Origin of the sequence: Actinomadura sp. 1N219 (genome assembly GCF_044326405.1) — a bacterium.
Taxonomy (GTDB): domain Bacteria; phylum Actinomycetota; class Actinomycetes; order Streptosporangiales; family Streptosporangiaceae; genus Spirillospora.
Genome location: NZ_JBIRAY010000010.1, coordinates 25,742 through 51,024, shown reverse-complemented (window position 1 = coordinate 51,024; position 25,283 = coordinate 25,742). Strand labels below are relative to the sequence as shown.

General features: G+C 73.3%; 20 protein-coding genes. 2 read left to right on the top strand and 18 right to left on the bottom strand.

Annotated elements, in window-relative coordinates:
* Positions 1-309 precede the first annotated feature (309 nt).
* Both ileS and ACH35V_RS27410 read left to right on the top strand, forming a co-directional pair.
* Positions 310-3,471, top strand: coding sequence for an isoleucine--tRNA ligase (gene ileS, locus ACH35V_RS27415; RefSeq protein WP_395977044.1), 3,162 nt, complete (start codon positions 310-312; stop codon positions 3,469-3,471).
* 49 nt (positions 3,472-3,520) lie between these two features.
* Entirely contained in the window at positions 3,521-4,282 is a 762-nt protein-coding gene (locus ACH35V_RS27410; protein WP_395976383.1) for a DUF1707 domain-containing protein, read from the top strand.
* Positions 4,283-4,336: 54 nt separating this feature from the next.
* Here ACH35V_RS27410 and ACH35V_RS27405 read toward each other — a convergent pair whose 3' ends face one another.
* The 18 genes from ACH35V_RS27405 to rsmH all read right to left on the bottom strand — a co-directional run bounded on the left by ACH35V_RS27405 (position 4,337) and on the right by rsmH (position 25,218).
* Positions 4,337-5,602: a hypothetical protein gene (locus tag ACH35V_RS27405; protein WP_395976381.1), complete on the bottom strand. Its 1,266-nt coding sequence runs from the start codon at positions 5,600-5,602 to the stop codon at positions 4,337-4,339.
* A gap of 135 nt (positions 5,603-5,737) precedes the next feature.
* Positions 5,738-6,655, bottom strand: a complete 918-nt coding sequence (locus ACH35V_RS27400; protein WP_395976379.1) for a DivIVA domain-containing protein — start codon at positions 6,653-6,655, stop codon at positions 5,738-5,740.
* A gap of 49 nt (positions 6,656-6,704) precedes the next feature.
* Positions 6,705-6,989, bottom strand: a complete 285-nt coding sequence (locus ACH35V_RS27395; RefSeq protein ID WP_131963305.1) for a YggT family protein — start codon at positions 6,987-6,989, stop codon at positions 6,705-6,707.
* Between the two features lie 36 nt (positions 6,990-7,025).
* The gene (locus ACH35V_RS27390; protein WP_395976377.1) at positions 7,026-7,562 is read right to left on the bottom strand and encodes a cell division protein SepF; all 537 of its coding nucleotides are present in this window, start codon (positions 7,560-7,562) and stop codon (positions 7,026-7,028) included.
* A 102-nt stretch (positions 7,563-7,664) separates the two neighbouring features.
* Entirely contained in the window at positions 7,665-8,411 is a 747-nt protein-coding gene (locus ACH35V_RS27385) for a YggS family pyridoxal phosphate-dependent enzyme (RefSeq protein ID WP_395976375.1), read from the bottom strand.
* Positions 8,408-9,136: a peptidoglycan editing factor PgeF gene (gene pgeF / locus ACH35V_RS27380; RefSeq protein WP_395976373.1), complete on the bottom strand. Its 729-nt coding sequence runs from the start codon at positions 9,134-9,136 to the stop codon at positions 8,408-8,410. The genes ACH35V_RS27385 and pgeF overlap by 4 nt, the downstream gene beginning before the upstream one ends.
* Positions 9,133-10,641, bottom strand: coding sequence for a cell division protein FtsZ (gene ftsZ, locus ACH35V_RS27375; RefSeq protein WP_395976371.1), 1,509 nt, complete (start codon positions 10,639-10,641; stop codon positions 9,133-9,135). The genes pgeF and ftsZ overlap by 4 nt, the downstream gene beginning before the upstream one ends.
* Positions 10,642-11,113: 472 nt before the next feature.
* A complete protein-coding gene (locus ACH35V_RS27370; protein ID WP_395976370.1) occupies positions 11,114-11,860 on the bottom strand; it encodes a cell division protein FtsQ/DivIB in 747 nt (248 codons plus the stop codon).
* A 76-nt stretch (positions 11,861-11,936) separates the two neighbouring features.
* The gene (murC, locus tag ACH35V_RS27365) at positions 11,937-13,346 is read right to left on the bottom strand and encodes a UDP-N-acetylmuramate--L-alanine ligase (RefSeq protein ID WP_395976368.1); all 1,410 of its coding nucleotides are present in this window, start codon (positions 13,344-13,346) and stop codon (positions 11,937-11,939) included.
* The gene (murG, locus tag ACH35V_RS27360; protein ID WP_395976366.1) at positions 13,343-14,437 is read right to left on the bottom strand and encodes an undecaprenyldiphospho-muramoylpentapeptide beta-N-acetylglucosaminyltransferase; all 1,095 of its coding nucleotides are present in this window, start codon (positions 14,435-14,437) and stop codon (positions 13,343-13,345) included. Before murG ends, murC begins: the two co-directional genes overlap by 4 nt.
* A 39-nt stretch (positions 14,438-14,476) precedes the next feature.
* The gene (gene ftsW, locus ACH35V_RS27355; protein WP_395976364.1) at positions 14,477-15,730 is read right to left on the bottom strand and encodes a putative lipid II flippase FtsW; all 1,254 of its coding nucleotides are present in this window, start codon (positions 15,728-15,730) and stop codon (positions 14,477-14,479) included.
* A 2-nt stretch (positions 15,731-15,732) separates the two neighbouring features.
* Positions 15,733-17,190: a UDP-N-acetylmuramoyl-L-alanine--D-glutamate ligase gene (gene murD / locus ACH35V_RS27350; protein WP_395976362.1), complete on the bottom strand. Its 1,458-nt coding sequence runs from the start codon at positions 17,188-17,190 to the stop codon at positions 15,733-15,735.
* Positions 17,191-17,240: 50 nt separating this feature from the next.
* Positions 17,241-18,302, bottom strand: a complete 1,062-nt coding sequence (mraY, locus tag ACH35V_RS27345; protein ID WP_395976360.1) for a phospho-N-acetylmuramoyl-pentapeptide-transferase — start codon at positions 18,300-18,302, stop codon at positions 17,241-17,243.
* Between the two features lie 73 nt (positions 18,303-18,375).
* Positions 18,376-19,758, bottom strand: coding sequence for a UDP-N-acetylmuramoyl-tripeptide--D-alanyl-D-alanine ligase (gene murF, locus ACH35V_RS27340; RefSeq protein ID WP_395976358.1), 1,383 nt, complete (start codon positions 19,756-19,758; stop codon positions 18,376-18,378).
* Positions 19,755-21,290 carry a UDP-N-acetylmuramoyl-L-alanyl-D-glutamate--2,6-diaminopimelate ligase gene (locus ACH35V_RS27335; protein WP_395977042.1) on the bottom strand — a complete coding sequence of 512 codons (1,536 nt, stop codon included), beginning with the start codon at positions 21,288-21,290 and terminating at the stop codon, positions 19,755-19,757. The genes murF and ACH35V_RS27335 overlap by 4 nt, the downstream gene beginning before the upstream one ends.
* Before the next feature lie 84 nt (positions 21,291-21,374).
* Positions 21,375-23,585, bottom strand: coding sequence for a peptidoglycan D,D-transpeptidase FtsI family protein (locus ACH35V_RS27330; protein ID WP_395976356.1), 2,211 nt, complete (start codon positions 23,583-23,585; stop codon positions 21,375-21,377).
* Positions 23,582-24,238, bottom strand: a complete 657-nt coding sequence (locus ACH35V_RS27325; RefSeq protein WP_395976354.1) for a hypothetical protein — start codon at positions 24,236-24,238, stop codon at positions 23,582-23,584. Before ACH35V_RS27325 ends, ACH35V_RS27330 begins: the two co-directional genes overlap by 4 nt.
* Positions 24,235-25,218 (bottom strand): 16S rRNA (cytosine(1402)-N(4))-methyltransferase RsmH, encoded by a 984-nt coding sequence (gene rsmH, locus ACH35V_RS27320; protein ID WP_395976352.1) that lies wholly within the window; start codon positions 25,216-25,218, stop codon positions 24,235-24,237. Before rsmH ends, ACH35V_RS27325 begins: the two co-directional genes overlap by 4 nt.
* Positions 25,219-25,283 lie beyond the last annotated feature (65 nt).

Here is a 25,283-nt window from a genome sequence, read left to right as displayed (position 1 = left end):
GCAGCCATGAGCGACCCGGGGACGGTGCGAGCCCGGGGGCGAGCCCGGCGGTCTGATCACCCCGGAGCCGCCGGAAGAACCGTCCGGGACGTCCGTCCGCGGGCCAAGTAGACCCGGTGGCCGAGACTCGAACGAAGCGGACCGTGCCTCCGGGCGCGGTCAAGGAGGGTGGTACCGCGGGGCAGCCGCCTCGTCCCTCCGGTCAACGTCGTACACGTCGTTCCGGAGGTCCGCATCGTGAGCCCCGTTCCTCGGCCGGGTTTCCGTCCGCTGCCCGCGCAGGTCGATCTGCCCGCCCTCGAGCGGGACATGCTGCGCCGCTGGCAGGAGAGCAAGGTTTTCGAGCGGTCGCTGGAGCGCACCGCGTCCGGCCCCAGGTGGGTGTTCTACGAGGGCCCGCCGACGGCGAACGGCATGCCGGGCGTCCATCACGTCGAGGCGCGCGTGTTCAAGGACGTCTTCCCGCGCTTCAAGACCATGAAGGGCTACCACGTCCCGCGCAAGGCAGGCTGGGACTGCCACGGGCTGCCCGTCGAGGTCGCCGTGGAGAAGGAGCTCGGGCTCACCGGCAAGAAGGACATCGAGGAGTACGGCGTCGCGGAGTTCAACGACCGCTGCCGCGAATCCGTCCTGCGCCATGTGGACGCGTTCGAGGAAATGACCGAGCGCATGGGCTACTGGGTCAACACCGACCAGGCGTACCGGACGATGGACCCCGAATACGTCGAGGCGGTCTGGTGGTCCCTGAAGCAGGTGTTCGACAAGGGCCTGCTGTTCCGCGACTTCCGCATCACGCCGTACTGCCCGCGCTGCGGGACGGGCCTGTCCGACCACGAGCTGGGCCAGCCCGGCGGGTACGAGGAGGTCACCAGCCCGTCGGTGTACGTGCGGATGCCGGTCACGTCCGGCCCGCTGGCCGAGCTGGGCGCGGCGCTGCTGATCTGGACGACGACGCCGTGGACGCTCGTGTCCAACACCGCCGTTGCCGTCCACCCCGACGTCACCTACGTCGCGGCCCGTCCCGCGGGCTCCGACGAGGTGCTCGTCGTGGCCGAGCCCCTCGTGGACCAGGTCCTCGGAGAGGGCGCCGAACGGCTCGCCACATACCAGGGCGCCGAACTCGAACGCACCGCCTACCGGCGGCCGTTCGACCTGGTCGACATCCCGGACGCGCACTACGTCGTCCTGGGCGACTACGTCACCGTCGAGGACGGCACCGGGCTCGTCCACCAGGCCCCCGCGTTCGGCGGCGACGACATGGCCGTCTGCAAGCGCTACGGCATGCCCATCGTCAACCCCATCGGCCCGGACGGGCGCTTCCTGCGCGAGGTCCCGCTGGTCGGCAACAAGTTCTTCAAGGACGCCGACGAGCCGCTCACCGACGACCTGCGCGCGCGCGGGCTGCTGTTCCGCGGCGGGCACTTCGACCACAGCTACCCGCACTGCTGGCGCTGCCACACGCCGCTGCTCTACTACGCGCTCCCCGCCTGGTACATCCGCACCACGCAGATCAAAGACCGGCTGCTGGAGGAGAACGAGAACACCAACTGGTACCCCGAGACGGTCAAGCACGGCCGGTACGGGGAGTGGCTGCGCAACAACGTCGACTGGTCGCTGTCCCGGAGCCGCTACTGGGGCACGCCCCTCCCCCTGTGGGTCTGCGACGAGAACGAGGAGCACGTCACCTGCGTTGGCTCCCTCAAGGAACTGGGCGACCTCGCCGGCAAGGACATGTCGGCGCTCGACCCACACCGTCCCTACGTCGACGACGTCACGTTCCCTTGCCCTGCCCGTGTCGGAGACGCGGGATCGGACAGGTGCGGGGCGGAGGCGCGCCGCGTCCCCGACGTCATCGACGCCTGGTACGACTCCGGCTCGATGCCTTTCGCGCAGTGGGGCGCCCCCCACCGCAACAACGAGGTCTTCGAGAACTCCTACCCCGCGCAGTACATCTGCGAGGCCCAGGACCAGACCCGCGGCTGGTTCTACTCCCTCATGGCCGTCGGGACGCTCGTGTTCGACAAGTCGTCCTACGAGAACGTCGTGTGCCTCGGGCTGATCCTCGCCGAGGACGGCCGCAAGATGAGCAAGCACCTCGGCAACGTCCTGCGGCCCATCCCGCTGATGGACGAGCACGGCGCCGACGCGCTGCGCTGGTTCATGGCCGCGAACGGGCTGCCCTGGGCGTCCCGCCGCGTCGGGCACGGGGCCCTGGAGGAGATCGTCCGGAAGGTGCTGCTCACCTACTGGCACACCGCGTCGTTCTTCGTCCTGTACTCGAACGCGGCCAAGGAGCAGGGCCGCGCCTGGACGCCCGACCGCCGCACCGAGGCGCCCGCCCCTGCCGACCGTCCCCTCCTGGACCGCTGGGCACTCGCCGAGCTGCACCGCACCGTCCGCGAGGTCGACGCCGCGCTGGAGGAGTACGACACCGCCCGCGCCGGACGCACTCTCGCGCAGTTCGTCGACGACCTGTCCAACTGGTACGTGCGCCGGTCCCGCCGCCGCTTCTGGGAGGGCCCGGAGACCCCGGACGGCTCGTCCGCGTTCGCCACCCTCTACGAGTGCCTGGAGACCCTCACCCGGCTGATGGCGCCGATGGTCCCGTTCGTCACCGACCACGTGTGGGACGTCATCCGCCCCGCCGACGGCCCCGAGTCGGTGCACCTCGCCGACTGGCCGTCCGCCGACGAGGATCTGCTGGACGACGACCTGACCGCGCAGATGGCCCTCGTCCGGCGGCTGGTCGAGCTGGGCCGCTCCGCCCGCGCCGCCAGCGGCGTCCGGACCCGCCAGCCCCTCGGCCGCGCCCTCGTCGGCGCCGCCGGGTGGGGGGCGCTGCCCGAGCAGCTCCGCGCGCAGATCTCCGAGGAGCTGAACGTGCTCGGGTTCGAGGAGCTGTCGTCCATCGGCGGCGACCTGGTCGAGTACGAGGTCAAGCCCAACTTCCGCGAGCTGGGCAAGCGCTACGCCAAGGACACCCCGAAGGTCGCCAAGGCGGTCACGTCCGCGGACGCGGCGTCCCTCGTCCACGCGCTCCGCGGCGGCGCCGCCGAGGTCGAGGCGGCCGACCTGGGCACGGTGCCCCTCTCCCCGGACGACGTGATCGTCACCGAGCGTCCGCGCAGCGGCTGGGCGGTGGAGAGCGCCGCCGGGGAGACCGTCGCCCTGGACCTCACCGTCACGCCCGAGCTGCGCCGCGCGGGCCTGGTCCGCGAGGCCGTCCGCCTCGTCCAGGACGGGCGCAAGGCCGCCGGGCTCGAGGTCACCGACCGCATCGACCTGTGGTGGGAGGCCACCGGCACCGACCTCGCCGAGGCCCTGCGCGCCCACACCGGCGAGGTCGCGACGGAGGTCCTGGCCACCACGGTCACCGAAGGCCGCCCCCAGGACCTCAAGGCCACCCGTGACGAGGACCTGGGCCTCACCTACTACCTCCGCAAGGCCCGGCCGGGCTCGGACGGTTCGTGACGGGGTTCCAGGGGTCGCCGCCCTCGGCGGACACTGCCACCATAGGGGTGTGAACCTTCCCGAGCAGCCTTCCGAGTCTGGAGTTCCCGCGGAGTCGCAGGCCGCGCGCATGCGGGCGTCGGACGCCGACCGCGACGAGGTCGCCGACCGTCTGCGCGAGGCCCTGGCGGAGGGACGCATCACGCCGGAGGAGCACGCCGAACGCATCGACGTGGTCTACAACGCCAAGACGTACGCCGAGTTGGAGCCCGTGCTGAGCGACCTGCCGCCGGAGCGGGCGCCGCGGCCGCGGGTCGAGCTGCGCAAGGACGAGCCGGTGCTGCCGCCTCCTCCGGCGCAGTCGCCCAACCTCGTGGCGATCTTCAGCGGGGTGGAGCGGAAGGGCCGCTGGCTGGCCGAGCCGACCACGAACATCACGTGCGTGTTCGGCGGCGCGGACCTGGACTTCCGGCAGGCGGTCCTCAGCCGCGGCGAGGTGACCGTCAACGTCACCTGCGTGTTCGGCGGCGTGACGATCGTGGTGCCGCCGGGGGTGCGGGTCGTCGGGTCCACCACGGCCATCTTCGGCGGGAACGACCTGCCCGAGGACGACACGACGGACCCGGACGCGCCGGTGATCCGCCTGACGGGGACGCTGCTGTTCGGCGGCGTCTCGGTCAAGCGGAAGGCGGTCGGCGAGAAGGGCGGGCACCGCGTCCGGCACGGCGAGGTCCACGAGCGTCACCGGGAGAAGATCGAGCGGCGGGAACACCGGGACGAACGCCGGGAACGCCTGCGCGAGCTGCGCGACGAACGCCGCCGCGACCGCTGAGCAGGAGCGAGCGAGCGGGGCCGCTGAGGACGAGTGAGCCGGGCGGGCCTGTTCTCAGTCGCGGGCGTGCTCGCGGTCGGGCTGGCAGACGAGGCAGGGCGTGCAGCCCCGGGCCTTCGCCTCGGCGCGGGGCAGCGACTCCAGGTCGTCGGCCTCGTCGCCGATGTCCTCGATGAGGGCGCAGTCCATGCGGTGGTAGCGCTTGGTGCCGCTCAGGATGCGGACCTGCGGGCCTTCGTCGGCCGACTCGTCCCCCGACGCGGCGGCGGACGCCTCGGCGGACCGGGGTTCGGACCGGGCTTCGGGCCGGGGTTCTTCGGCGCGGGGCGCGAGCGGGTCCTCGGCGTCGGCGCCGCGCGGTTCCGCGAGCGGCGCGGGGGCGACGGCGGTGTCCGATGGCGCGGATTCGTTCTCAGCGCGCCTGCCGGCGACGGAGGCGTCCTCCGCCTGCGGCTCACGGCGCCCGGCCTTCTCCGCGGACCTGGCGCCGCGCTCGGACGCGAAGGCGCCCGTGACGGGCAGGTCGGTGAGAGTCGCGCCTGCCGGGCCGGGGGCCGGGGGCTCCGGGTCGCGAGCGGCGGACGGGTCCGTCCGCGGGATCTCGGCGGTCGTGTCGAACGACGTCGGCGCGGACTGCGGTGCGGGAGCGGGCTTGGCCGGGGACGACTTGGCGAGACCGGCCAGGCCGCTGTCGGAGCGCTCCGCGCCGGGCTTCGGAGGAGCGGGCGCCGCCCCTGCCGCCTTGCTCGCGTCAGGAGACGCGGGTCCCGACGCCGCGGCGCGCGCCGCCAGTGCGGTGTCGGGCATGCAGGCGGTACAGGGGCTGAACCCCTCCTCCTTGGCCTCGGCGTAGGTGAGCTCTTCCGTCTCGCGTCCGGCGAGCTGGCGGCAGGTGTCGAGGTGGTAGCGCTTGCGTCCGCGGACGACGAAGACCAGCGCGTCGCCGGGGACGTCGGCCGGCGGGGCGGGAATCGCCACCTCGTCGTCGGCCGGGCTCGCCGCCGGGCCCTTCGCCGCGGGAACCGGCGCGGACGGCGTGGGTGGCGCCGCCTTCGCGCGCTTGTCCTGCTTGCCCTGCTTCGCCTTGCGGCTCTGGCGGGCGGGCGCCGTCGCGGCTCCCGGTCCGAAGAGCTCCTTACGGCGCAGGAAAACCCCGATGGCCAGGCACAGCGCGGAGACGATGCTGACGGCGATCGAGATGTAGATCACCGTCAGGGCCTCCAGGTTGAAGACCTCGGCGCTGTCCCCGTTGCCGGCGACGATCCCCGCTACCAGCAGGGCGATCGCCGCCACCACCAGAACGCCACTCAGGATGATCACAGGGTCTCTCCCACTCGTTCAGACCGCTCGTCTTCCCGCCGGCCTCAACCCCGGCCGGACTCCCGCGCCGCCGGGACGGCGACGCTGCCGTCCTCGGCGCGGCGATCGGGAAGACACTATCGCCCGGCGCCCGCGTCAGCGCCTGTCGTGCGGCGGGTTGTCGCCGCCCGAGTGGAACGCGCCGGTCGCGGAGTGCTGCACCTGCTGGGCGTGCTCGGCGGGCGTCGGGAACGGGCCCGCCGGGGCGGAGCCGCCGGGGGCGCCGTTGCGGTTCTCGCCGTGCGGGAGGGCGTTCTGCGGCCCGGCCTGGGGGTTGTTCTGCTGCGACTGCGCGGGGGCGGCGCCCGGGACGGCGGCGAACGCGCCCGTCTCGGTGCTGCCCGCCTCGAGGTCGCGCAGCTGGCCCTCCAGGTAGACCTTCAGGCGGCTGCGGTACTCGCGCTCGAAGGCGCGCAGGTTGTCGACCTCGCGCTCGAGCTCCTCGCGCTGCTGCACGAGCGAGCCCATGACCTGGCGGTGCCGCTCCTGGGCGTCGCGGTCGAGGGCCTCGGCGCGCGAGCGGGCCTCGCTGACGATCTGGTCGGCCTGCCGGCGGGCCTTGCCGAGGATCTCCTCGGCCTCGCGGCGGGCGCGGCCGAGCGTCTCGTCGGCCTCGCGGCGGGCGTCGGCGATCGCCTGGTCGGCGGTCTGCTGCGCGAGCGCGAGCACGCGCGCGGCGGTGTCCATGTTGTCCTCGCCCGTGGGGGCGGCGGACATGCCGAGGCCGCCGAGGGCGGGCTCCGGCTCGGGCTGCGGCTGCGGCTCGGGACGGGGAGGCTCGGGGATCTTCTGAACGTCGGGCTTGGGCTCCACGATCGGCGCGGCCATGGCGGGAACCTTGCCGCGCAGGCACTCGGCGAGCTTGGCCCGCAGTTCCTCGTTCTCCTGGATGAGGCGGTCCAGCTCGGCCTCGACCTCGTCGAGGAAGGCGTCCACCTCCTCCTCGTCGTACCCCGGCCTCAGCCTGGTGGTACTGAACTGCTTGTTCCGCACGTCGGCGGGTGTCAGCGGCATGTTCGTCTCCTTGGCGCGCTTGGAGTCTGTCCAAAAGGACGGTATCCGATCAGAGCCTCTGCACGAAGATGATCAAGACCCAGACCACAAGGATGAGCACGGTGAAGCTGAGGTCCAGCGCCACGTTACCCAGTCGTATGGGCGGGATGAAGCGCCTCAGGAATTTCAGTGGCGGATCAGTGACGGTGTACGTCGCCTCCGCGATCACCAGAACCACCCCGGTGGGCTTCCACTGCCGCGCGAACGACTGCAGGACCTCCAGGATCAACCTCCCGATCAGGAACAGGAGGAAGAAGTACAGGACGACCTGCAGCACGGTTCCAACGACGCTCACGGGTACTCTCGCATCCGGCTCTCACGCATGTGACTCTCAGCTCTGGTTGAAGAACCCTCGTTCTGCCATCCGGGCCTTGTCCTCGGCCGTCACCTCCACGTTGGCGGGCGACAGCAGGAACACCTTGTTCGTAACACGCTCGATGCTCCCATGGAGGCCGAACACGAGACCTGCCGCGAAGTCGACCAGACGTTTCGCGTCGCTGTCGACCATCTCGGTCAGATTCATGATCACCGGTGTGCCCTCCCGGAAGTGCTCCCCGATGGTCCTCGCCTCGTTGTAGGTCCTTGGGTGCAGCGTAGTGATGCGCGCAAGGTCGGTGGTACCGGACTCGTAGAGCGCCACGGAGCGTCGCTCGATGGTGGACGTGGCGTGAGCGTCGCGTTCGCGGTCCGCGGCGTCCTCGGCTCGGGTATGCTGTCCGCCGGATTCGTCCTCGCGACGACGGGCCTGCCCGGTGTCGGTGTCCTCGTCGTAGGCGTCGTACTCGTCGTAGTCGCCGTACTTGTCGTCGTAGCGATCGTCCTCCACAAGGCCGAGGTAGACCGCCATCTTGCGCATCGCGCTGGCCATACGCCCCTCCGTGTCCTGTGGCAGCGGCTCCGGGCGCGTCCGGCGCCGTCGGACTGATCTTCCGTGGCGGCCCGCGTCGCGGCAGGTACCACTGGGGGGACATTACCTGACGATTGCCCGTCGGCCGCCGAGCAACGCCGTACCGACCCGCAGGTGTGTCGCGCCGCACGCGATCGCCTGTTCCAGATCGCCGCTCATACCCGCAGAGACGATCCGGGCGTCCGAATGGTTCCCTCGCAAATCCGCCGCGATCCCAGCAAGGCGGGCGAAAGCGGGCGCCGGGTCGGCGCCGAGCGGCGCGACGGCCATCACGCCGCCGAGCTCCAGGGCGTCGGCCGCGGCGATCTCGTCGGCGATGCGCGGAACGTCGTCCGGGGACGCGCCGCCCCGTCCCCGCTCCTGGGACGACGCCGCCTCATCCAGAGACACCTGGACGAGGCAGCGCAGGGTGCGCTCCGCGCGGACGGCGGCGTCCGACAGCGCCGACACCAGCCTGGATCGATCCACCGAGTGGACGACGTCGGCGTAACCGGCGACGGCGCGGGCCTTGTTGGTCTGCAGGCTCCCGACGAAATGCCAGGTCAGCGGAAGGTCGGCGCATTCGGCGGCCTTCGGGCGGGCCTCCTGGTCGCGGTTCTCGCCGACGTCGGTGAGGCCGAGCCCGGCGAGCAGCCGCACGTCGGACGCGGGGAACGTCTTGGTGACGGCGATCAGCGTCAGCTCGTCCTCGTCCCGTCCGGCGGCGGCGCAGGCCGCGGCGATGCGGGCCCGGACGGCGGCGATGCCCTCGGCGATCTCGGCGCGGCGTCGCTCGGCGGCCTCGGCCGCCGGGGGCTCCTGGTTCGTCACGCGTCTTCCTTGAGCCAGACGTAGCCGGCGAAGCGGCCGGTGCGTCCGTCGCGGCGGTAGGAGAAGAGGTCTGGGTCCTCGATGGTGCAACGCGGGTCGACGTGCACGCCGGTGACGCCGCCCTCGGCGAGCTGCTCGGCGATCCCGGCGCGGATGTCGAGGCCGGGGGTTCCCTTGGACGTCGTCGCGTACGCGGCGGGGACGGCGGCGGCGACCTCGTCCCGCATCTCGGCGGGGACCTCGTAGCAGCGGCCGCACGCGGCGGGTCCGATCGCGGCGGTCGTCCTGGCCGGGTCGGCGCCGCGCTCGCACATCGACTTCAGCAGGGCGGGGACGACCCCGGCGGCCGTGCCGGGGCGGCCGGAGTGGGCGGCGCCGACGATCCCGGCGGCGGGGTCGGCGAGCAGGACGGGCGCGCAGTCGGCGACGAGGACGCCGAGCGCGAGGCCGGGGACGGTCGTGACGATCGCGTCGACGGGGCCGGGGAGGTCGGGGGACGTCACGAACGCGACGTCGGCGCCGTGCACCTGCCGCATCCAGACGGTTCGGGCGGGGTCGGCGCCGAGCGCGGCGGCGGCGCGGCGGCGGTTCTCCAGGACGGCGGCGGGGTCGTCGCCGACCGCGCCGCCCAGGTTGAGGGAGTCGAGGGGGGCGGTGCTCACGCCGCCGGCGCGGCCGGTGAAGGCGGCGCCGACGCCGTCGCCCAGGGCGACGGCGGTGATCACTTCAGGAAGTCGGGGACGTCGAGGTCGTCGTCCTCGTCGAACACCACGGGACGGCGGCGCTGCCCGGACGAGGCGGGACCGCCGTCGTTCTCACCCGCGTGCACGCGGGACGGGGTCTGCTCGGCCGGCGCGCGCGGCGCGGCCGGACGCGAGCCGCCGGAGTCGGTGCCGGAACCGCCGGAGTCGCGGTCGGCGGGCGGCCCGGTCTGCGTGGACGGCGTGTTCTCCTGCCGCGCGGGCTCGTCGCGTCCGCCGGAGCGGTCGTCCTGGCCGTGCTGGGTCGGCGCCGACGACTGCTGCGACTGCGCGGACGGCTGCGCACGGTCGTGCTCCGGCCGCTGCGCCTGCGCGGACGGCTGCGGCGCCGCGGCGGCCTGCGCCACCGACTGCTGCGGGCGCGGCGCGGGCTGGTGCGCGGCGTCCGACCGGCCGACGCGGCTCGGGATCGGGTTGGCCTGCGGCGCGGTCGGCGTGGCCGGGGTGGACACGGGCGTCGGCGCGGGCCGCGGCGGCGGGGGCAGCCGCTTGGCCTCCGGCTCCGGGGTCGGCTTGGCGGGCCGCCCCTCGTCGAACCCGGCGGCGATCACCGTGACGCGGACCTCGTCGCCGAGGGCGTCGTCGATGACCGCGCCGAAGATGATGTTGGCGTCGGGCGCCGCGGCGTTGGACACCAGCTGCGCCGCCTCGTTGATCTCGAACAGGCCGAGGTCGGAGCCGCCGGAGATGGACAGCAGCACGCCATGCGCGCCGTCGATGCTGGCCTCCAGCAGCGGGCTGGAGATCGCCATCTCGGCCGCGGCGACCGAGCGGTCGTCGCCGCGCGCGGAGCCGATGCCCATCAGCGCCGACCCGGCGCCGGACATCACGGACTTGACGTCGGCGAAGTCGAGGTTGATCAGGCCCGGCGTGGTGATCAGGTCGGTGATGCCCTGGACACCGGAGAGGAGCACCTGGTCGGCGGCCTTGAAGGCGTCCAGCACGCTGACCTGCCGGTCGGAGATCGACAGCAGCCGGTCGTTGGGGATGACGATGAGGGTGTCGACCTCGTCGCGCAGCGTCTCGATGCCGGCCTCGGCCTGCATGGCGCGGCGCTTGCCCTCGAAGCTGAACGGACGGGTGACCACGCCGATCGTCAGGGCGCCGAGCGAGCGCGCGATGTTGGCGACGACGGGCGCGCCGCCGGTGCCGGTGCCGCCGCCCTCTCCGGCGGTGACGAACACCATGTCGGCGCCCTTGAGGACCTCTTCGATCTCCTCGCGGTGGTCTTCGGCGGCCTTTCGGCCGACGTCGGGGTTGGCGCCGGCGCCGAGGCCCCGGGTGAGCTCGCGCCCGACGTCGAGTTTCACGTCGGCGTCACTCATCAGCAGCGCCTGGGCGTCCGTGTTGATCGCGATGAACTCGACGCCCTTGAGTCCCTCTTCGATCATCCGGTTGACGGCGTTGACGCCGCCGCCGCCGATGCCGACGACCTTGATGACCGCGAGGTAATTCTGCGGTGCTGCCACGACGAGGGGCCTTTCCGCTCTCTCCGACCGCCCTGACCGGTCTGCCGACCGTGCCGCCGCGGTATTTCCTGACCTGTGTGCTTTTCTGGGCCGGGCGCCGGGCCGAACCCGGTCGCGACGACCGGTCCACCCCGAACCCTCACCCTCAACTTGAGGCTTACACTTATGTCAACCTGAGGACTGATACGGACAGTAGGGCGGCCTTACCGCCAGGGTCAACTAACCTCCCGGCGTGTCGCACTGGGCACGCGTTTGTCCAGGTTGTCGAAGGACATCTGCCTCTGTTCAAGACCACCTGACGTCCCATCTCCAGACCACCCGGCGTCCCATCGGCCGGTGCGCGCCGACCCGGCCCATCCGGGACGACCGTTCCAGCGTGCCCCATCGGACGGCGGGAATCGCCGCGACACACGCACCGGACCCGAACGGCCGCTCACATCGCCCGGATCCCGGGTCACTTCGCCTTGAGGGGTCACTTCGTCTTGAGGATCTCGGGAGAACCGACGTCGACGGTGCGGACGGAGCGTCCCGCCGCCGTGCGCCACAGCGCGTCCAAGAGCCGGATCTTCTCCTCTGCCCGCTCAGCCGGGCCCCACTCCACCGTCTGCCCGCCGGTCATGTGCAGCGTCACCGCGTCCGGCCCGGTCGCCGCGACCTCGCTCAGCTTCCCGCGGATGCGATCCGGCAGGTCGGACAGGACGGCGAGGGCCGCGAGCGTCGCCTTGTCGGACGGCCCGGGCGAGGCGGCCGTCAGCGTCGGAAGCCCGGACGGCCGGGACACTCCGTCCGCCACGACGACGCCGTGCCGGTCGATCCGGTGGAAGCGCCCGCCGCGCTCGAAGACGGCCATCGGCGCCCGCTCGCGGACGACGATGCGGACCGTCCCCGGCCAGTGCCGCTCGACCCACGCCGACTCGACCTCCCTGAGCCGCTCGACCCGGTCCCCGACCGCGCCGGTGCCGAGCCGCGCCATCGGCGTGCCGAGGTCGATCCCGGCGGCGGCGACGATCCGGTCGTGGGGCGCCAGCGCGGCGCCCGTCACCTCGACGTGCCGCACGACCAGCAGCCGCGAGCCGAGCAGCACCCAGGTCACCGCGCCGAGCGCGCCGAGCACCAGCAGGGTGACGAAGGCCACCTTCCACCGGTTCGGCCGGGCGCGCTGCGCTGCCGCCGGGTCCGCGTCCGCCGTCGCGGGCCGGCTCGTCCGCGTCTCGGTCATGACCTCAGCTTGGCAGTGATCTCCGCGCGGGCCGCCGATCCCGCGCGCTGCGGCGTGTCATCCGCCGGTCGTTCGCTCAGGAGCGGGCGAGGCGTTCCAGGACGAGCGGGCCGAGTTGCGTCACGTCCCCGGCGCCCAGGGTGATGACGACGTCGCCGGGACGGGCGAGGGACGCCGCGACGCCGGGCACCTCGTCCCGGACGGGCGCGTACACCGTCCGGGTCGCCGCCGGGACGGCGTCGGCGACCAGCGCGCCCGTGACCCCGGGCTCCGGGTCTTCCCGCGCGCCGTAGACGTCGAGGACGACGGCGACGTCGGCGAGGCCGAGCGCCGCGCCGAACTCGGCGGCGAAGAACCGGGTGCGGCTGTACAGGTGCGGCTGGAACACCGCGACGATCCGCCCGCCCTCGCCCTTCTGGCCGAGGTAGTCGCGGGTGGCCTCCAGGTCGGCGGACAGCTCGGTCGGGTGGTGGGCGTAGCTGTCGAACACCTCGACGCCGCCCGCCTCGCCCTTGCGCTCGAGCCGCCGCATCGACCCGGTGAACGCCGCGAGCCCCTCGCGCACCACGTCGAAGTCGTGGCCGAGGAGCCGCGCGACCGCGACGGCGGCGGTGGCGTTGTGCGCGTAGTGCCGTCCAGGGACTTCGAGGCGCACCTCGCCCAGGCCCTCGATCTCGAAGGTGGAGCCCAGGCCGCGGGGGGTGAAGCCGGTGACGCGCAGGTCGGCGTCGTCCGCCTCGCCGTAGGTGACGACGGTCAGGCCGCGCTCGCGGGCGGCCTCGGCCAGTTCGCGGGCGACGGGGTCGTCGGACCCGGCGACCAGCGCCCCGCCAGGCACGATGCGTCCGGCGAACGCCGCGAAGTTCTCCTTGACCTTCTCGAACTCGCCGTAGTTGTCGAGGTGGTCGGCCTCCACGTTGGTGACGACCGCGATGTGCGGGGTGTAGCGCAGGAAGGAGCCGTCGCTCTCGTCGGCCTCCGCGACGAAGACGTCGCCGGTGCCCTCGTCGGCGCCGAGCCCCGTGGTGACGAGCTGCCCGCCGATGCAGTAGGACGGGTCGGCGCCCGCGTGCTGCAGGGCGACGGTGAGCATCGACGTGGTCGTCGTCTTGCCGTGGGTGCCCGCCACCGCGACCGCGCGTCGTCCGACCATCAGCGCGGCCAGCGCCTCAGAGCGGTGCAGGACGCGCAGGCCCCGCTCGCGGGCGGCGACCAGCTCCGGGTTCGTCTCGCGGATGGCGGTGGAGACGACGACCGTGTCGGCGTCGCCGACGTGCGCGGCGTCGTGCCCGACGAAGACCTTCGCGCCGAGGTCGCCGAGCTGGGTGAGCAGGTCGGAGTCGCGCGCGTCGCTGCCGGACACGGCGAGGCCGCGCCGCAGCATGACGCGGGCGACGCCGGACATCCCCGCGCCCCCGATCGCGATGAAGTGGACCCGGCCGAGGTCGCCGGCGGGCACGACGTCGCGGGGATCGGTCAGGCTCATCTGCCGGCGCCCGCCGAGTGGACGACGTCGTAGACCATCTTCGCGAGCGCGACGTCGGCGTCGCGGCGCCCTATCGTCCCGGCGGCCTCCGACATGTGCGCGACGCGGGCCGGGTCGGCCAGCACCGGCAGCAGGTTCCGCGCGATCCAGTCGGGCGACAGCTCGGCGTTGTCGACGAGCAGCCCGCCGCCGGCCGCGACGATCGGCTCGGCGTTCAGCCGCTGCTCGCCGTTGCCGATCGGGAGCGGCACGTACACCGCGGGCAGCGCGACCGCGGCGAGCTCGGCGCACGTCATCGCGCCGGCGCGGCACATGGCCATGTCGGCGGCGGCGTAGGCGAGGTCCATCCGGTCGCAGTACGGGATCGTGACGTACTGCGGGCCGCCGGACGCCGGCTCGGGCTCCTCGGTGTTCTTCGGCCCGACGATGTGCAGCACCTGGATGCCCGCCTGCCGGAAGTACGGCGCGGCGGCGACGGCGGCCTGGTTGAGGGACCGGGCGCCCTGCGACCCGCCGAAGATCAGCAGGGTGGGCAGGTCGGGGAGGAGGCCGAAGTACGAGCGGGCCTTGTCGCCCGTGGCGAGCCGGTCGAGGGTGGCGATCTCGCGGCGCAGCGGGATGCCGACGAAGGTGGAGTTCGGCAGCGGCGAGTCGGCGTGCGAGACGGCGACGTGCTCGGTGAAGCGGGCGCCGAGCTTGTTGGCGAGGCCGGGCTTGGGGTTGGCCTCGTGGACGATGATCGGGACCTTCCGCTTGCGCGCGGCCAGGTAGCCGGGGGTCGCGACGTAGCCGCCGAACCCGACCAGGATGTCGGCCTTCGCCTGGTCGAGGACGTTCGCCGCCGCGTTGATCGCGCCGCGCAGCCGGCCGGGGACCGACAGCAGCTGCGGGGTCAGCGTGCGCGGCAGCGGCACCGGGGGGATCAGGGCGAGCTCGTAGCCCCGCTGCGGGACGAGCCGGGTCTCCAGGCCCCGCTCCGTGCCGAGGCAGACGATCCCGACGTTCGGGTCGCCCCGGCGCAGCGCGTCCGCGAGAGCCAGGGCGGGCTCGATGTGTCCGGCGGTGCCGCCGCCGGCCAGGACAACCCTCATGCTCGTTGACAACTCCTCAGCATGTTCGGAAGGGGGAATTCAACGCCGTGCCAGACCCAGCCAGCTTAGAGCCCTCACGACCGGTCCGGGGCCGCGCGCGGAGAGTGCCTGCCGCGCGCCGGGCTCGCGTTTCGCGAACGCGAGCAGCATCCCAAGCGCGAACAGGCTCGGGATGAGCGCCGAACCGCCGTAGGAGACGAGCGGCAGCGGGATCCCGGTGATGGGCAGGACGCCGATGACGGCGCCGATGTTCACGATGGCCTGCACGACCAGCCATGCCGTGGTGGTGGCGGCGGCCAGCCGGGTGAACGGGTCGTTCACGCGGCGGGCGATCCGCAGGCCGGCGTAGGCGAGCAGTCCGAACAGCCCCAGGACGACGAGGGTGCCGACGAGCCCGAACTCCTCCCCCACGATCGCGAAGATGAAGTCGGTCTCGGCGTGGGGCAGGTAGTCCCACTTGGCGCGTCCCTCGCCGAGGCCCGTGCCGAACAGGCCGCCGGATCCGAGCGCGAACAGCCCCTGCGTGCCCTGGTAGTTGGTGGTGAGCTTGTTTCCGGACGGGTCGAGGAACCCGGTGACCCTCCCCATCCGGTACGGCTCGACGACGATGAGGATCGACACCAGCAGGCACACGAGCCCGGCGATGCCGACGAAGAGCCGTCCGGGCGCGCCGACGACCCAGAGCAGCGCCAGGAAGATGGTGAGGAGCACCAGCGTGGTGCCGAGGTCGCTGCCCAGCATGACCAGCAGGACGAGCAGGCCCGCGCCCGGCATCAGCGGGACGAGCAGCGGCCGCCATTCGGTGAGCTGGCCGAGCCGGTCCTTTCGGGCGAGCAGGTCGGCGCCCCACAGGACCAGCGCGAGCTTGGCGAGCTCGGACGGCTGGATCTGCACCGGTCCGAGGGCGACCCAGCGGGTGGCGCCGCCCGCGCTGCGTCCGAGCCCGGGGACCAGCACCATCGCCAGCGCGACGATCGACAGCAGCAGCAGCGGGTAGGCGAGCGCCCGGAACGTCTTCACCGGCAGGCGGGACGCCAGCCACATGCCCGGCAGGCCGATCGCCATCCATATGGCCTGCTTCTGGAACAGCGTGTAGGCGGACCCGGTCGCCTGGAGCTGCTTGACGCTGGACGCCGACAGCACCATCGTCAGCCCGAGCGCGAGCAGCATCACCGAGCAGCCCAGCACCAGGTAATAGGACGTCAGGGGACGGTCGAGCAGCCCGACGGCGGCGACCACCTGCTCCCGCGGCCCCGAACGCCGGCCGCCCTCCTCCTCGGCCGCGGCGGTCACGGCTACCCGGCGTCCCCGGCGGCGCCGGCGGCTCTGGGTCTCCCGGGGTTCGGGGCGTTCCCGGGGTTCCCGGCGGCGAGGCGTTCGACGGCGGCGATGAAGGCGTCGCCGCGGGCCGGGTAGTTGGCGAACATGTCGAAGGACGCCCCGACGGGGGCGAGCAGCACGGTGTCCCCGGGGCGGGCGAGCGCGGTGGCTTCGGTGACGACGCGGTCCATGGCCCCAGTGTCGGTGTCGGCGACGTCCACGACCGGGACATCCGGGGCGTGTCGCGCGAGTGCCTCGGCGATCCGGTGCCGGTCGCGCCCGATCAGCACCGCGGCGCGCAGCCGTCCGGCGCACGACCGGACCAGGTCGTCGACGTCGAGGCCCTTGAGGAGGCCGCCCGCGATCCACACGACGGGCTCGAACGCGGTGAGGGACGCGGCGGCGGCGTGCGGCTGGGTCGCCTTGGAGTCGTTGACGTAGGCGACGCCGGCGACGTCCGCGACGTGCTGGATGCGGTGCGGCTCGGGCACGAACGCGCGCAGCCCGTCCCGGACGGCCTCGGGAGGCGCCCCGAACGCGCGGGCGAGGCCGGCGGCGGCCAGCGCGTTGGCGACGTTGTGCGGCGCGAACGGACGGACGTCCCCGATCGCGGCCAGCTCCGCCGCCTGGCCCGCGTGCTCCGTGAAGGCGCGGTCGACCAGCAGTTCCTCGACGACGCCGAGCTCGCCGGGACGCGGCACCCGGAGCGTGAACCCGACCCGCCGCTCGACGCCCTCGGCGCGTTCGGCGAGGGCCGTGGACGTCGCGTCGTCGGCGTTGTGGACGGCGACGCACCCCGGCGTGAAGATCTTGGACTTGGCGGCGATGTAGGCGTCCATGGAGCCGTGCCAGTCGAGATGGTCGGGCGCGACGTTCAGCACGGCGGCCGCGTAGGGCGCGAGCGAGTTCGACCAGTGCAGCTGGTAGCTCGACAGCTCCACCGCCAGCACGTCGTACGGCTCGCTCACCGCCTCCACGATCGGCGTCCCCACGTTTCCGACGGCGAGCGCCTTGTGTCCGGCGGCGGTGAGCATGCACGCCAGCATCCGGACGACGGTGGTCTTGCCGTCCGTCCCGGTGATCGCCAGCCACGGCGCCGCGTTCTCCGGGCGGAGCCGCCACGCCAGCTCGACCTCGCCGATGATCTCGATGCCGGCCGCGGCGGCCGCGGCGAGCAGCGGCACGTCCGGACGCCAGCCCGGCGAGGTCACCACGAGGTCGGTGCCGGCGGGCAGGCCCTCGCCGTCGCCGAGCCGGACCGCGGCCCCGCGCGCCTCCAGCTCGGCGGCGTGCGCGCGCTGCTCCTCGCCGTCGCGGGCGTCCACGACGGTGACGCGGGCCCCGTGGGACGCGAGCACGCGGGCCGCGGCACGCCCCGACACGCCCAGCCCCGCGACGCAAACGCTCCGCCCCACCCAGGACACGTCACTCATTCCCGCTTCCTGCGGGGGGACGACCCCCCGCACCCCCCGGTTCGCTCCGCTCATTCCTTGGGCATCCATTCCAGGTAGAACAACCCGATGCCGATTGCCACGAACAGCGCGGACATCAGCCAGAAGCGCACGACGATCGTCGTCTCCGCCCAGCCGGACAGCTCGAAGTGGTGCTGCAGCGGCGCCATCTTGAACACGCGCTTCTTCGTCATCTTGAACCCGCCCACCTGGATGATCACCGACAGCGTGATCATCACGATCAGCCCGCACAGGATGGCGAGCAGGAACTGGGTGCGGGTGAGGATCGCGAGGCCGACCAGGACGCCGCCGAGGGCCAGCGAACCGGTGTCGCCCATGAAGATCTTCGCGGGCGGCGCGTTCCACCACAGGAAGCCGAACACGCCGCCGAGCACGGCCGCGGCGACGACCGCGAGGTCGAGGGGGTCGCGGACGCTGTAGCAGTTGGGGGCGAGGGCGAAGTCGGTGCAGCTGTTGCGGAGCTGCCAGTTCCCGATGATGACGTAGGCGGCCAGCACCATCCCGGCGGGGCCCGCCGCGAGGCCGTCGAGGCCGTCGGTCAGGTTGACGCCGTTGGACATGGCCGCGATGAGCAGCAGCGCCCACACCACGAACAGGTACGGGCCGATCGACGGGCCGAAGTCGCGCAGGAAGGACAGGTGGGGGGCGGCGGGGGTGATGTCGTAGCCGTTCGGGAAGTTGAGGGACGCGACGGCGAACACGACGCCGGTCAGCACGATCCCGATCATCTTGGCGCCGCTGCGCAGGCCGAGGCTGCGCTGCTTGAACACCTTGATGTAGTCGTCCACGAAACCGACGGCGCCGAGGCCGGTCATCAGGAACAGCACGAGGATGCCGGAGATCGTCGGCTCGGTGCCGGTGACCAGGTGCGCGGCGGCGTAGCCGACGAGCGAGCCGACGATGAAGACCGTCCCGCCCATCTGGGGGGTGCCGCGCTTGGCGGCGTGCGCCTCCGGGCCGTCGTCCCGGATCATCTGGCCGTAGCCGAGCCGGTTCATGATCCGGATCCACACCGGCGTGCCGACCATCACGAAGATCAGCGCGACCCCGGCCGCGATGATGATGTTGGTCATCGGGCCCCGCCTTTCTGGGGGGCGACCCCCAGACCCCCGGGCAGGACGCCCGATGATCCTCGCTTCGCTGCGGTCATCGGCCGTCCTCCGCCAGGACCGCCGCGGCGACCCGTTCGAGTCCGGCGACGCGGGAGCCCTTCACCAGCACGACGTCCCGCGGCTCCAGCCGCCCCGTGAGCGCGGCCACCGCCGCGCCGACGTCATCCACCTGCACGCACTCTCCCGTCCATGACCCCACCTGACGTGCCCCGTCCGCGATCGCCGCCGCGTTCGCGCCGACGACGACGAGGCCGGCGACCCCGCGCCGCGCGGCATGCTCCCCGATCTTGGCATGTTCCGCGGCGGACGATGCGCCGAGTTCGGCCATTTCACCCAGCACCGCGAACGCGCGGCGGCCCTGGGCCATGTGCGCGAGGACGTCGAGCGCGGCGCGCGTCGAGTCGGGATTGGCGTTGTAGGCGTCGTTCACCACCGTCACGCCGTCGGCCCGCTCGGTGACCTCCATCCGCCACCGGCTGACCGGCCCGGCCTCCGACAGGCCCGCGGCGATGTCGGCGGGCGCCAGCCCGGCCGCCCGCACCGCCGCCGCGGCGGCCAGCGCGTTCGGGACGGCGTGCGAGCCGACGAGCCGCAGCGCGACCGGCGCGGACCCCTCGGGTGTGACGAGCGTGAACCGTGCCCGGCCCTGCGCGTCGAGCGTCTCGTCCTCGGCGCGGACGGCCGCGCCGGGCGACCGGCCGAACGTCACGACCTCGCCCCGCGTGCGGGACGCCATCGCGGCGACCAGCGGATCGTCGGCGTTGAGGACGGCGGTCCCGCCCGGCGGCACCGCCTCCACGATCTCGCCCTTCGCCAGGGCGATGTTCTCCCGGCTGCCGAACTCCCCGACGTGCGCGGTCCCGACGTTCAGCACCACCCCCACGTCCGGACGGGCGATCCCGGTCAGGTAGGAGATGTGGCCGATCCCACGAGCGCCCATCTCAAGGACGAGGTGCCGCGTCGACTCGTCGGCGCGCAGCACGGTGAGCGGCAGCCCCAGCTCGTTGTTGAACGAACCCGGCGGGAACACGGTCGGGCCGGCGCGGCCCGCGACCTGCCCGATGAGGTCCTTGGTGGACGTCTTGCCCGCCGACCCGGTCACCGCGATGACGGTCGCGCCGGGGAGCCGTTCCAGCACTCCCCTGGCGAGCCGTCCGAGCGCGTCCTGGACGTCGGCGGCGACGACGCACGGCCTGTCCACCGGACGCTGCGCCAGCACCGCCGCGGCCCCGGCGGCGAGCGCCCCGGCCGCGAAGTCGTGCCCGTCCGCGCGCTCGCCCTTCAGCGCCGCGAACAGCGCCCCCGGCTCCACGGCACGGGAGTCGATCACCACGGGACCGCTCACCATGACGTCCGGGGGCCCGTGGAGGGTGCCTCCCGTGATCTCCGCGATCGTCGACAGCGGAAGTGGGATCACGCCTGCGTCCCGTCCCCTCTTGTCACCTTCACCTGGCGCCGGAGCGCCTCCCGGACGACCTCGCGGTCGTCGAACGGGTGCACCGTTCCCGCCACGTTCTGCCCCTGCTCGTGGCCCTTGCCCGCGATGACCAGGACGTCGCCGCGGCGGGCCCGTTCCACGGCCAGCCCGATCGCGGCGGCGCGGTCGGGTTCCACCACGATGTGCGCCCGCTCGGGCTGCGGCACCTTGAGCCCGCCCTCGACCATAGCGGCGAGGATCGCGAGCGGATCTTCCGACCTCGGGTTGTCGTCGGTGAAGTACGCCCGGTCGGCCAGCCGGGCGGCGGCCTCCCCCATCAGCGGGCGCTTGCCGCGGTCGCGGTCGCCGCCGCAGCCGATCACCACCGTCAGGTCGCCCTCGGTGACGGGACGCAGCGCGGTCAGGACGGCCTCGACCGCGCCCGGCTTGTGCGAGTAGTCGACGAGGGTGACGAACCCCTGGCCCTCGTCCACCCGCTCCAGCCGCCCGGGGACGCCGGGCAGGGACGCCACCCCGCGCACCGCCGCCTGCAGCGGGATGCCCGCCTCGACCAGCGCCACGATCGCGGCGAGCGCGTTCGCGACGTTGAACGGCCCCGCCAGCCGGACCTCGGCGTCGGCCTCGATGCCGAGGGGCCCGACGACGCGGAACACGCTGCCGTCCGCGCCGACGCGGACGTCCTCGGCCCACCAGTCGGCCGCCGGGTCGCCGGACGCCGAGAACGTCGTCACCGGCACCGTGGCGATCTCCAGCAGCTCGCGGCCGTGGTGGTCGTCGAGGTTGACGACGCCGACGCGGGAGAACTCGGGCGTGAACAGCCGGGCCTTGGTGAGGAAGTAGTCCTGCATGGTCGGGTGGTAGTCCAGGTGGTCCTGGGACAGGTTCGTGAACACCGCGACCTCGTAGGTCATGCCGCCGACCCGGCCCTGCTTCAGCGCGTGGCTGGACACCTCCATCGCCGCCGCGCCGACGCCGCGCTCGCGCATCATCGCCAGCAGCGCGTGCAGGTCGGTCGCCTCCGGGGTGGTCAGCGCGCTCGGCACCCGGTCGCCGCCCGCCCGGATCTCGACGCCGCCGACCAGGCCGGTCTGGAGCCCGGCGGCGCGCAGGCCCGCGTCCAGCAGGAACACGGTGGTGGTCTTGCCGCTGGTCCCGGTGACGCCGATCGTCGTGATGTCGCGTCCCGGCTCCCCGTACACCCAGGCCGCGGCGTCGCCGAGCCGGGCGCGGACGTCCGCCACCGCCAGCACCGGCAGGCCCGTCGCCGCCGCCCGGTCGTACCCGTCGGGGTCGGTGAGGATCGCCGCCGCGCCCGCCTCCGCCGCCTGCGCGGCGAACTGCGCGCCGTGCGCCCGCGCGCCCGGCAGCGCCGCGTAGACGTCGCCGGGCAGCACCGCCCGCGAATCGTGCGTGATGCCCGCCGCCGCGACCTCGTCCCAGCCGCCGCGCTCGATCCCGAGAAGCTCCGCGAGCCCGCTCAGCGGCCGGGCCGGATTGGTGGTGGGACGCATGACGTTTCTTTCGGTGCGGACGGGACGGGACTGCTGGTGCACGGGTCGTGGTGGACTCACAGGCGAGGAGAGTACTCGCTGCGGTCAGTCTCGGGCGTGAATCTGAACGGTCGGCGGCCGGCTCCCCGTGGGCGGGACCTTCTGGGACTGCAGGGCGAAGCTCATCACGTCCTTGAACACCGGCGCGGCCGCATCGCCACCATAGTGGCTGCCCCGCTTGGGATCCTGCAGGACGACCTGCACGACCAGCTGCGGATCGTCCGCCGGGGCGAACCCCGCGAACGACGCGGTGTAGCCGCCGCCGTCGTAGCCTCCGGTGCGCGGGTTGACGTTCTCGGCGGTGCCGGTCTTGCCCGCGACGCGGTACCCCGCGATCTGCGCCTTGGGGGCGGTGCCCTCCTCGGTCGTCACGCCCTCCAGCATGTCGCTGATCTGCCGGGCCGTCCGCGCGCTGATCACCTGCGTGCGCTTCGGCTCGGGCGCGGCCGTGAACCTGTCGTCCCCGCCGACGGTGCCGTCGACGAGGGTGGGCTCGACGCGGACGCCGCCGTTGGCGATCGTCGCGTAGACGCTCGCCATCTGCACCGCGTTCACCGAGACCGTCTGCCCGAACGCGATCGGGTACCGGTCGGTGCCCGACCACTGCGCGGGCGGCTTCAGCAGGCCGGGCGTCTCGCCGGGCAGCGGCAGGCCGGTCTTGCGGCCGAACCCGAAGTCGCGCAGCGTCTGGTAGAGCCGCTGCGAGCCGATGCTCTCGCTGGCCATGATGGTGCCGACGTTGCTGGACGTGGCGAGGACGCCCGCGAAGGTGAGCCGCTCGGTCGCGTGGCGGTGCGAGTCCCTGAACTGGACGTCGTACTTCCTGATCCGGTCGGGGACGGTGTAAGGGGTGTGCGGGGTGACGCCGCCGTGCTCCATGACGGCGGCGGCCGTGACGACCTTGCCGGTGCTGCCCGGCTCGTACGCCTCCTGCACCAGCGGGCTGCCCCACAGGTCCCCGTCGGAGTCGGCGTAGTCGTTCGGGTCGAACCCGGGCGCCGAGGCCATCGCGAGCAGCCTGCCGGTGCGCGGGTCCATGACGATGACGCTGCCGCTCTTCGCCTTCGTCGCCTTGACCTGCTTCTCGATCGCCTGCTGCGCCTTGAACTGCAGGTCGCGCTGGAGCGTGAGCCGCACGCCGCGGCCGGGCTCGGACGGGCGCCGCTGGTCCTGGCCCATGGGGATGTGCTGGCCCTCGGGGCTGATCTCCACCCGCTGCCAGCCGGCGCGTCCGGCGAGCACGTCGTTCATCGAGCTCTCCAGCCCGGCGGCGCCCTTCCCCGCGTCGTTCACGAACCCTATGACGCCCGCGGCCAGCGAATCGTTGGGGTATTCGCGGCGGTATTCCGGCAGCGTCCCGATTCCCAGGAAGTTCCACGAGGTGATCAGCCGGGCCTGGTCGGGCCGGACGCCGTGCGCCAGGTACACGAACCGGGTGTCGGGCTTGCTGAGCTGCCTCATCAGCGTCGAGGGGTTCAGGCCGAGCGTGGGGGCCAGCGCGTTCACGATGGTCTGCCGCTTGTCCGCCTTGATCAGGGACGGGTCGGCGTAGATCGCCCGCGCCTCCACCGTCATGGCGAGCGGATGGCCCTGCGCGTCGGTGATGTTGCCGCGGATGGCGGGCAGCTCGATCTTCTGCAGCCGCTGCCGCATCGCCTGCTCGGAGTACTTGCCGGACTCGATCGTCTGGAGCTGGACGAGCCGTCCGGCGAACAGCGACAGCACGAACGCGACGACGAGCAGCCCGACGTTCAGCCGCTTGAGCGGGTCGCGCCGGTGGAACGGGACGCGGGTCCGGGGGGTGCGGGGCGGCGGGCGGCGTCCGGAGCCCCCGCCGGGACGCGGACCGCGCGGGCCGCCGCCGGAGCCGGTACCGGTCCGGGGCGGCCCGGTGGCGGTGTGGGCGTGCTGCGCCGTCCTGCCCGCGCGGCCCTTCCCGGGCGCGGCCTTGGCCGGCGCCTTCTTCTGCGCAGGCTTCGGGGGCGCCTTCTGCGACGCTTTCTGCGCGGGCTTCTTCGGGCCGGGCTTCTTGGCGGGCGCGCCGGCGGACCCCGCGTCGTCGCGCGCCGTCTCCCAGCGCGGCGGCTTCTTACGAGGGGTCTCCTTGCGCTGGGCCTCCTTGCGCTGGGAGGGGCCCATGCCGCGCGCGGGACGCCGGGCCGCGCTGCCCTTCGTGCCCGGGCGTCCCGCGCCGTCCGAGCCGCGTCCCCGGCCGGGCGGAGGCCCGGCGGACCCGCGTCCCGGCCGTTTCGTCACCGCGCGCCCTGCCCGGCGGCCACCGGCGGGACGCCGTCCCCCGGGACCACGGTGCCGGGGACGCCGATCACGCCCGCGGCGCCCGCCGCGGAGGCGGCCTCGGGCGGCACGGGACGGATCGTCCCGCCGCTCGCCCGCCCGGTGGCGGGGTCGAAGAAGGCCGGGTCCTTGGGCTGCCTCATGTTGAGCGCCTCCGCCTTCTTCGACAGCTGCGCCGGGGAGCCGCCGCGGGCGATGTCCTCTTCGAGCGCCTGCCGCTGCTGGTCGAGCCGCTTGTTGTCCTGCTGCAGCCGCGTCAGGGTGAACGCGTCCTCCGCCAGGACGGTGTTGAGCAGCAGCAGGCTCACCAGGGCGCCGCCGAGCAGCCCGACGATGAGCAGCACGAACGGAGCGCGCGGCGGCGACTGCGCCGCCGTCCGCTTCGCGGTCGCCTTGGCGCTGGTCGCCGGGGTCGCGGGCGCCGCCTTGGGCGTCACCTTGGGCGCGGTCTTAGGAGCGGTCTTGGTCGCGGTCTTGGCAGCGGTCTTGGCAGCGGTCTTGGCAGCGGTCTTGGTCGCGGGCGTGTGCTGCGCGGGCGTGTGCCTGGACGGCGTGCGCTGCGCGGGCGGCTTCTTGGGCGCCTTGGCGGGCGGCCGCCTGGTGGTGGTGGTCATGTCGCCTCCCGGACCCGCTCGGCGGCGCGCATCCGCACCGATCCGGCCCGTGGGTTGGTCGTGGTCTCCTCGTCGGACGGCAGCTCCGCCCCGCGGGTGAGCAGCCGGAATCTCGGCTCGTGCTCGGGCAGCGGGACGGGCAGGTCCGGCGGGGTGGTGTCGGCCGCCTGGGCGGCGAGGACCTGCTTGGTGATGCGGTCCTCCAGGGAGTGGTAGCTGAGGACGGCGACCCGGCCGCCGACCGGGAGCGCGCCGAGTGCGGCGGGCAGGGCCCGGCGCCAGCTGTCGAGCTCTCCGTTCACCTCGATGCGCAGCGCCTGGAAGGTGCGCTTGGCCGGGTTCCCGCCGGTGCGGCGGGTCGCGGCCGGGATCGACGTGCGCACCAGGTCGGCGAGCCGCCTGGTGGAGTCGAGCGGGGCGCGCTCGCGCTCGCGGACGATCGCGGCGGCGATGCGCTGGGCGAACCGCTCCTCGCCGTACTCGCGCAGGATGCGGGCGAGCTCGGCGGGCGGGTAGCCGTTGACGACCTCGGCGGCGGTGAGGCGCTGGGTGCGGTCCATCCGCATGTCGAGGGGAGCGTCGTAGGAGTAGGCGAAGCCGCGTCCGGCCTCGTCGAGCTGCGGGGAGGAGACGCCGAGGTCGAACAGGACGGCGTCTGCTGCGGGGACGCCGAGCCGGCGCAGGACCGCCGGGATCTCGTCGTACACGGCGTGCTCCAGCGTGACCCGGTCGCCGAACGGGGCGAGCCTGCGCGCCGACCGCTCCAGCGCGGTGGCGTCGCGGTCGAGGCCGATGAGGCGCAGCCGCGGGACGGCCCGCAGCATCGCCTCGGCGTGGCCGCCCATGCCGAGCGTGGCGTCGAGGTAGACGGGGTCGCGGCCGATCGCGGTGGCGTCCACGGCGGGGGTGAGGACTTCCAGGACGCGACCGAGCATGACCGGTACGTGACCGGACTTGGCCGCGTGGTCTCCCACGTCCATGCTTCCACCCCCTGTGGTTGCCACTTCGCTCGCGGACTGCGTGGCGTCGTCGGGCCGTCCTCCAC

What these genes read in the sequence shown, in the direction of transcription:
- ACH35V_RS27335 (WP_395977042.1), bottom strand. Translation starts at nt 21,290, where the DNA reads ATGCGTCCCACCACCAATCCGGCCCGGCCGCTGAGCGGGCTCGCGGAG.
- murD (WP_395976362.1), bottom strand. Translation starts at nt 17,190, where the DNA reads ATGAGTGACGTGTCCTGGGTGGGGCGGAGCGTTTGCGTCGCGGGGCTG.
- rsmH (WP_395976352.1), bottom strand. Translation starts at nt 25,218, where the DNA reads ATGGACGTGGGAGACCACGCGGCCAAGTCCGGTCACGTACCGGTCATG.
- mraY (WP_395976360.1), bottom strand. Translation starts at nt 18,302, where the DNA reads ATGACCAACATCATCATCGCGGCCGGGGTCGCGCTGATCTTCGTGATG.
- ACH35V_RS27390 (WP_395976377.1), bottom strand. Translation starts at nt 7,562, where the DNA reads ATGGCCAGCGCGATGCGCAAGATGGCGGTCTACCTCGGCCTTGTGGAG.
- ileS (WP_395977044.1), top strand. Translation starts at nt 310, where the DNA reads ATGCTGCGCCGCTGGCAGGAGAGCAAGGTTTTCGAGCGGTCGCTGGAG.
- ACH35V_RS27325 (WP_395976354.1), bottom strand. Translation starts at nt 24,238, where the DNA reads ATGACCACCACCACCAGGCGGCCGCCCGCCAAGGCGCCCAAGAAGCCG.
- murC (WP_395976368.1), bottom strand. Translation starts at nt 13,346, where the DNA reads ATGAGCCTGACCGATCCCCGCGACGTCGTGCCCGCCGGCGACCTCGGC.
- ACH35V_RS27370 (WP_395976370.1), bottom strand. Translation starts at nt 11,860, where the DNA reads ATGACCGAGACGCGGACGAGCCGGCCCGCGACGGCGGACGCGGACCCG.
- murG (WP_395976366.1), bottom strand. Translation starts at nt 14,437, where the DNA reads ATGAGGGTTGTCCTGGCCGGCGGCGGCACCGCCGGACACATCGAGCCC.
- ACH35V_RS27400 (WP_395976379.1), bottom strand. Translation starts at nt 6,655, where the DNA reads ATGCCGCTGACACCCGCCGACGTGCGGAACAAGCAGTTCAGTACCACC.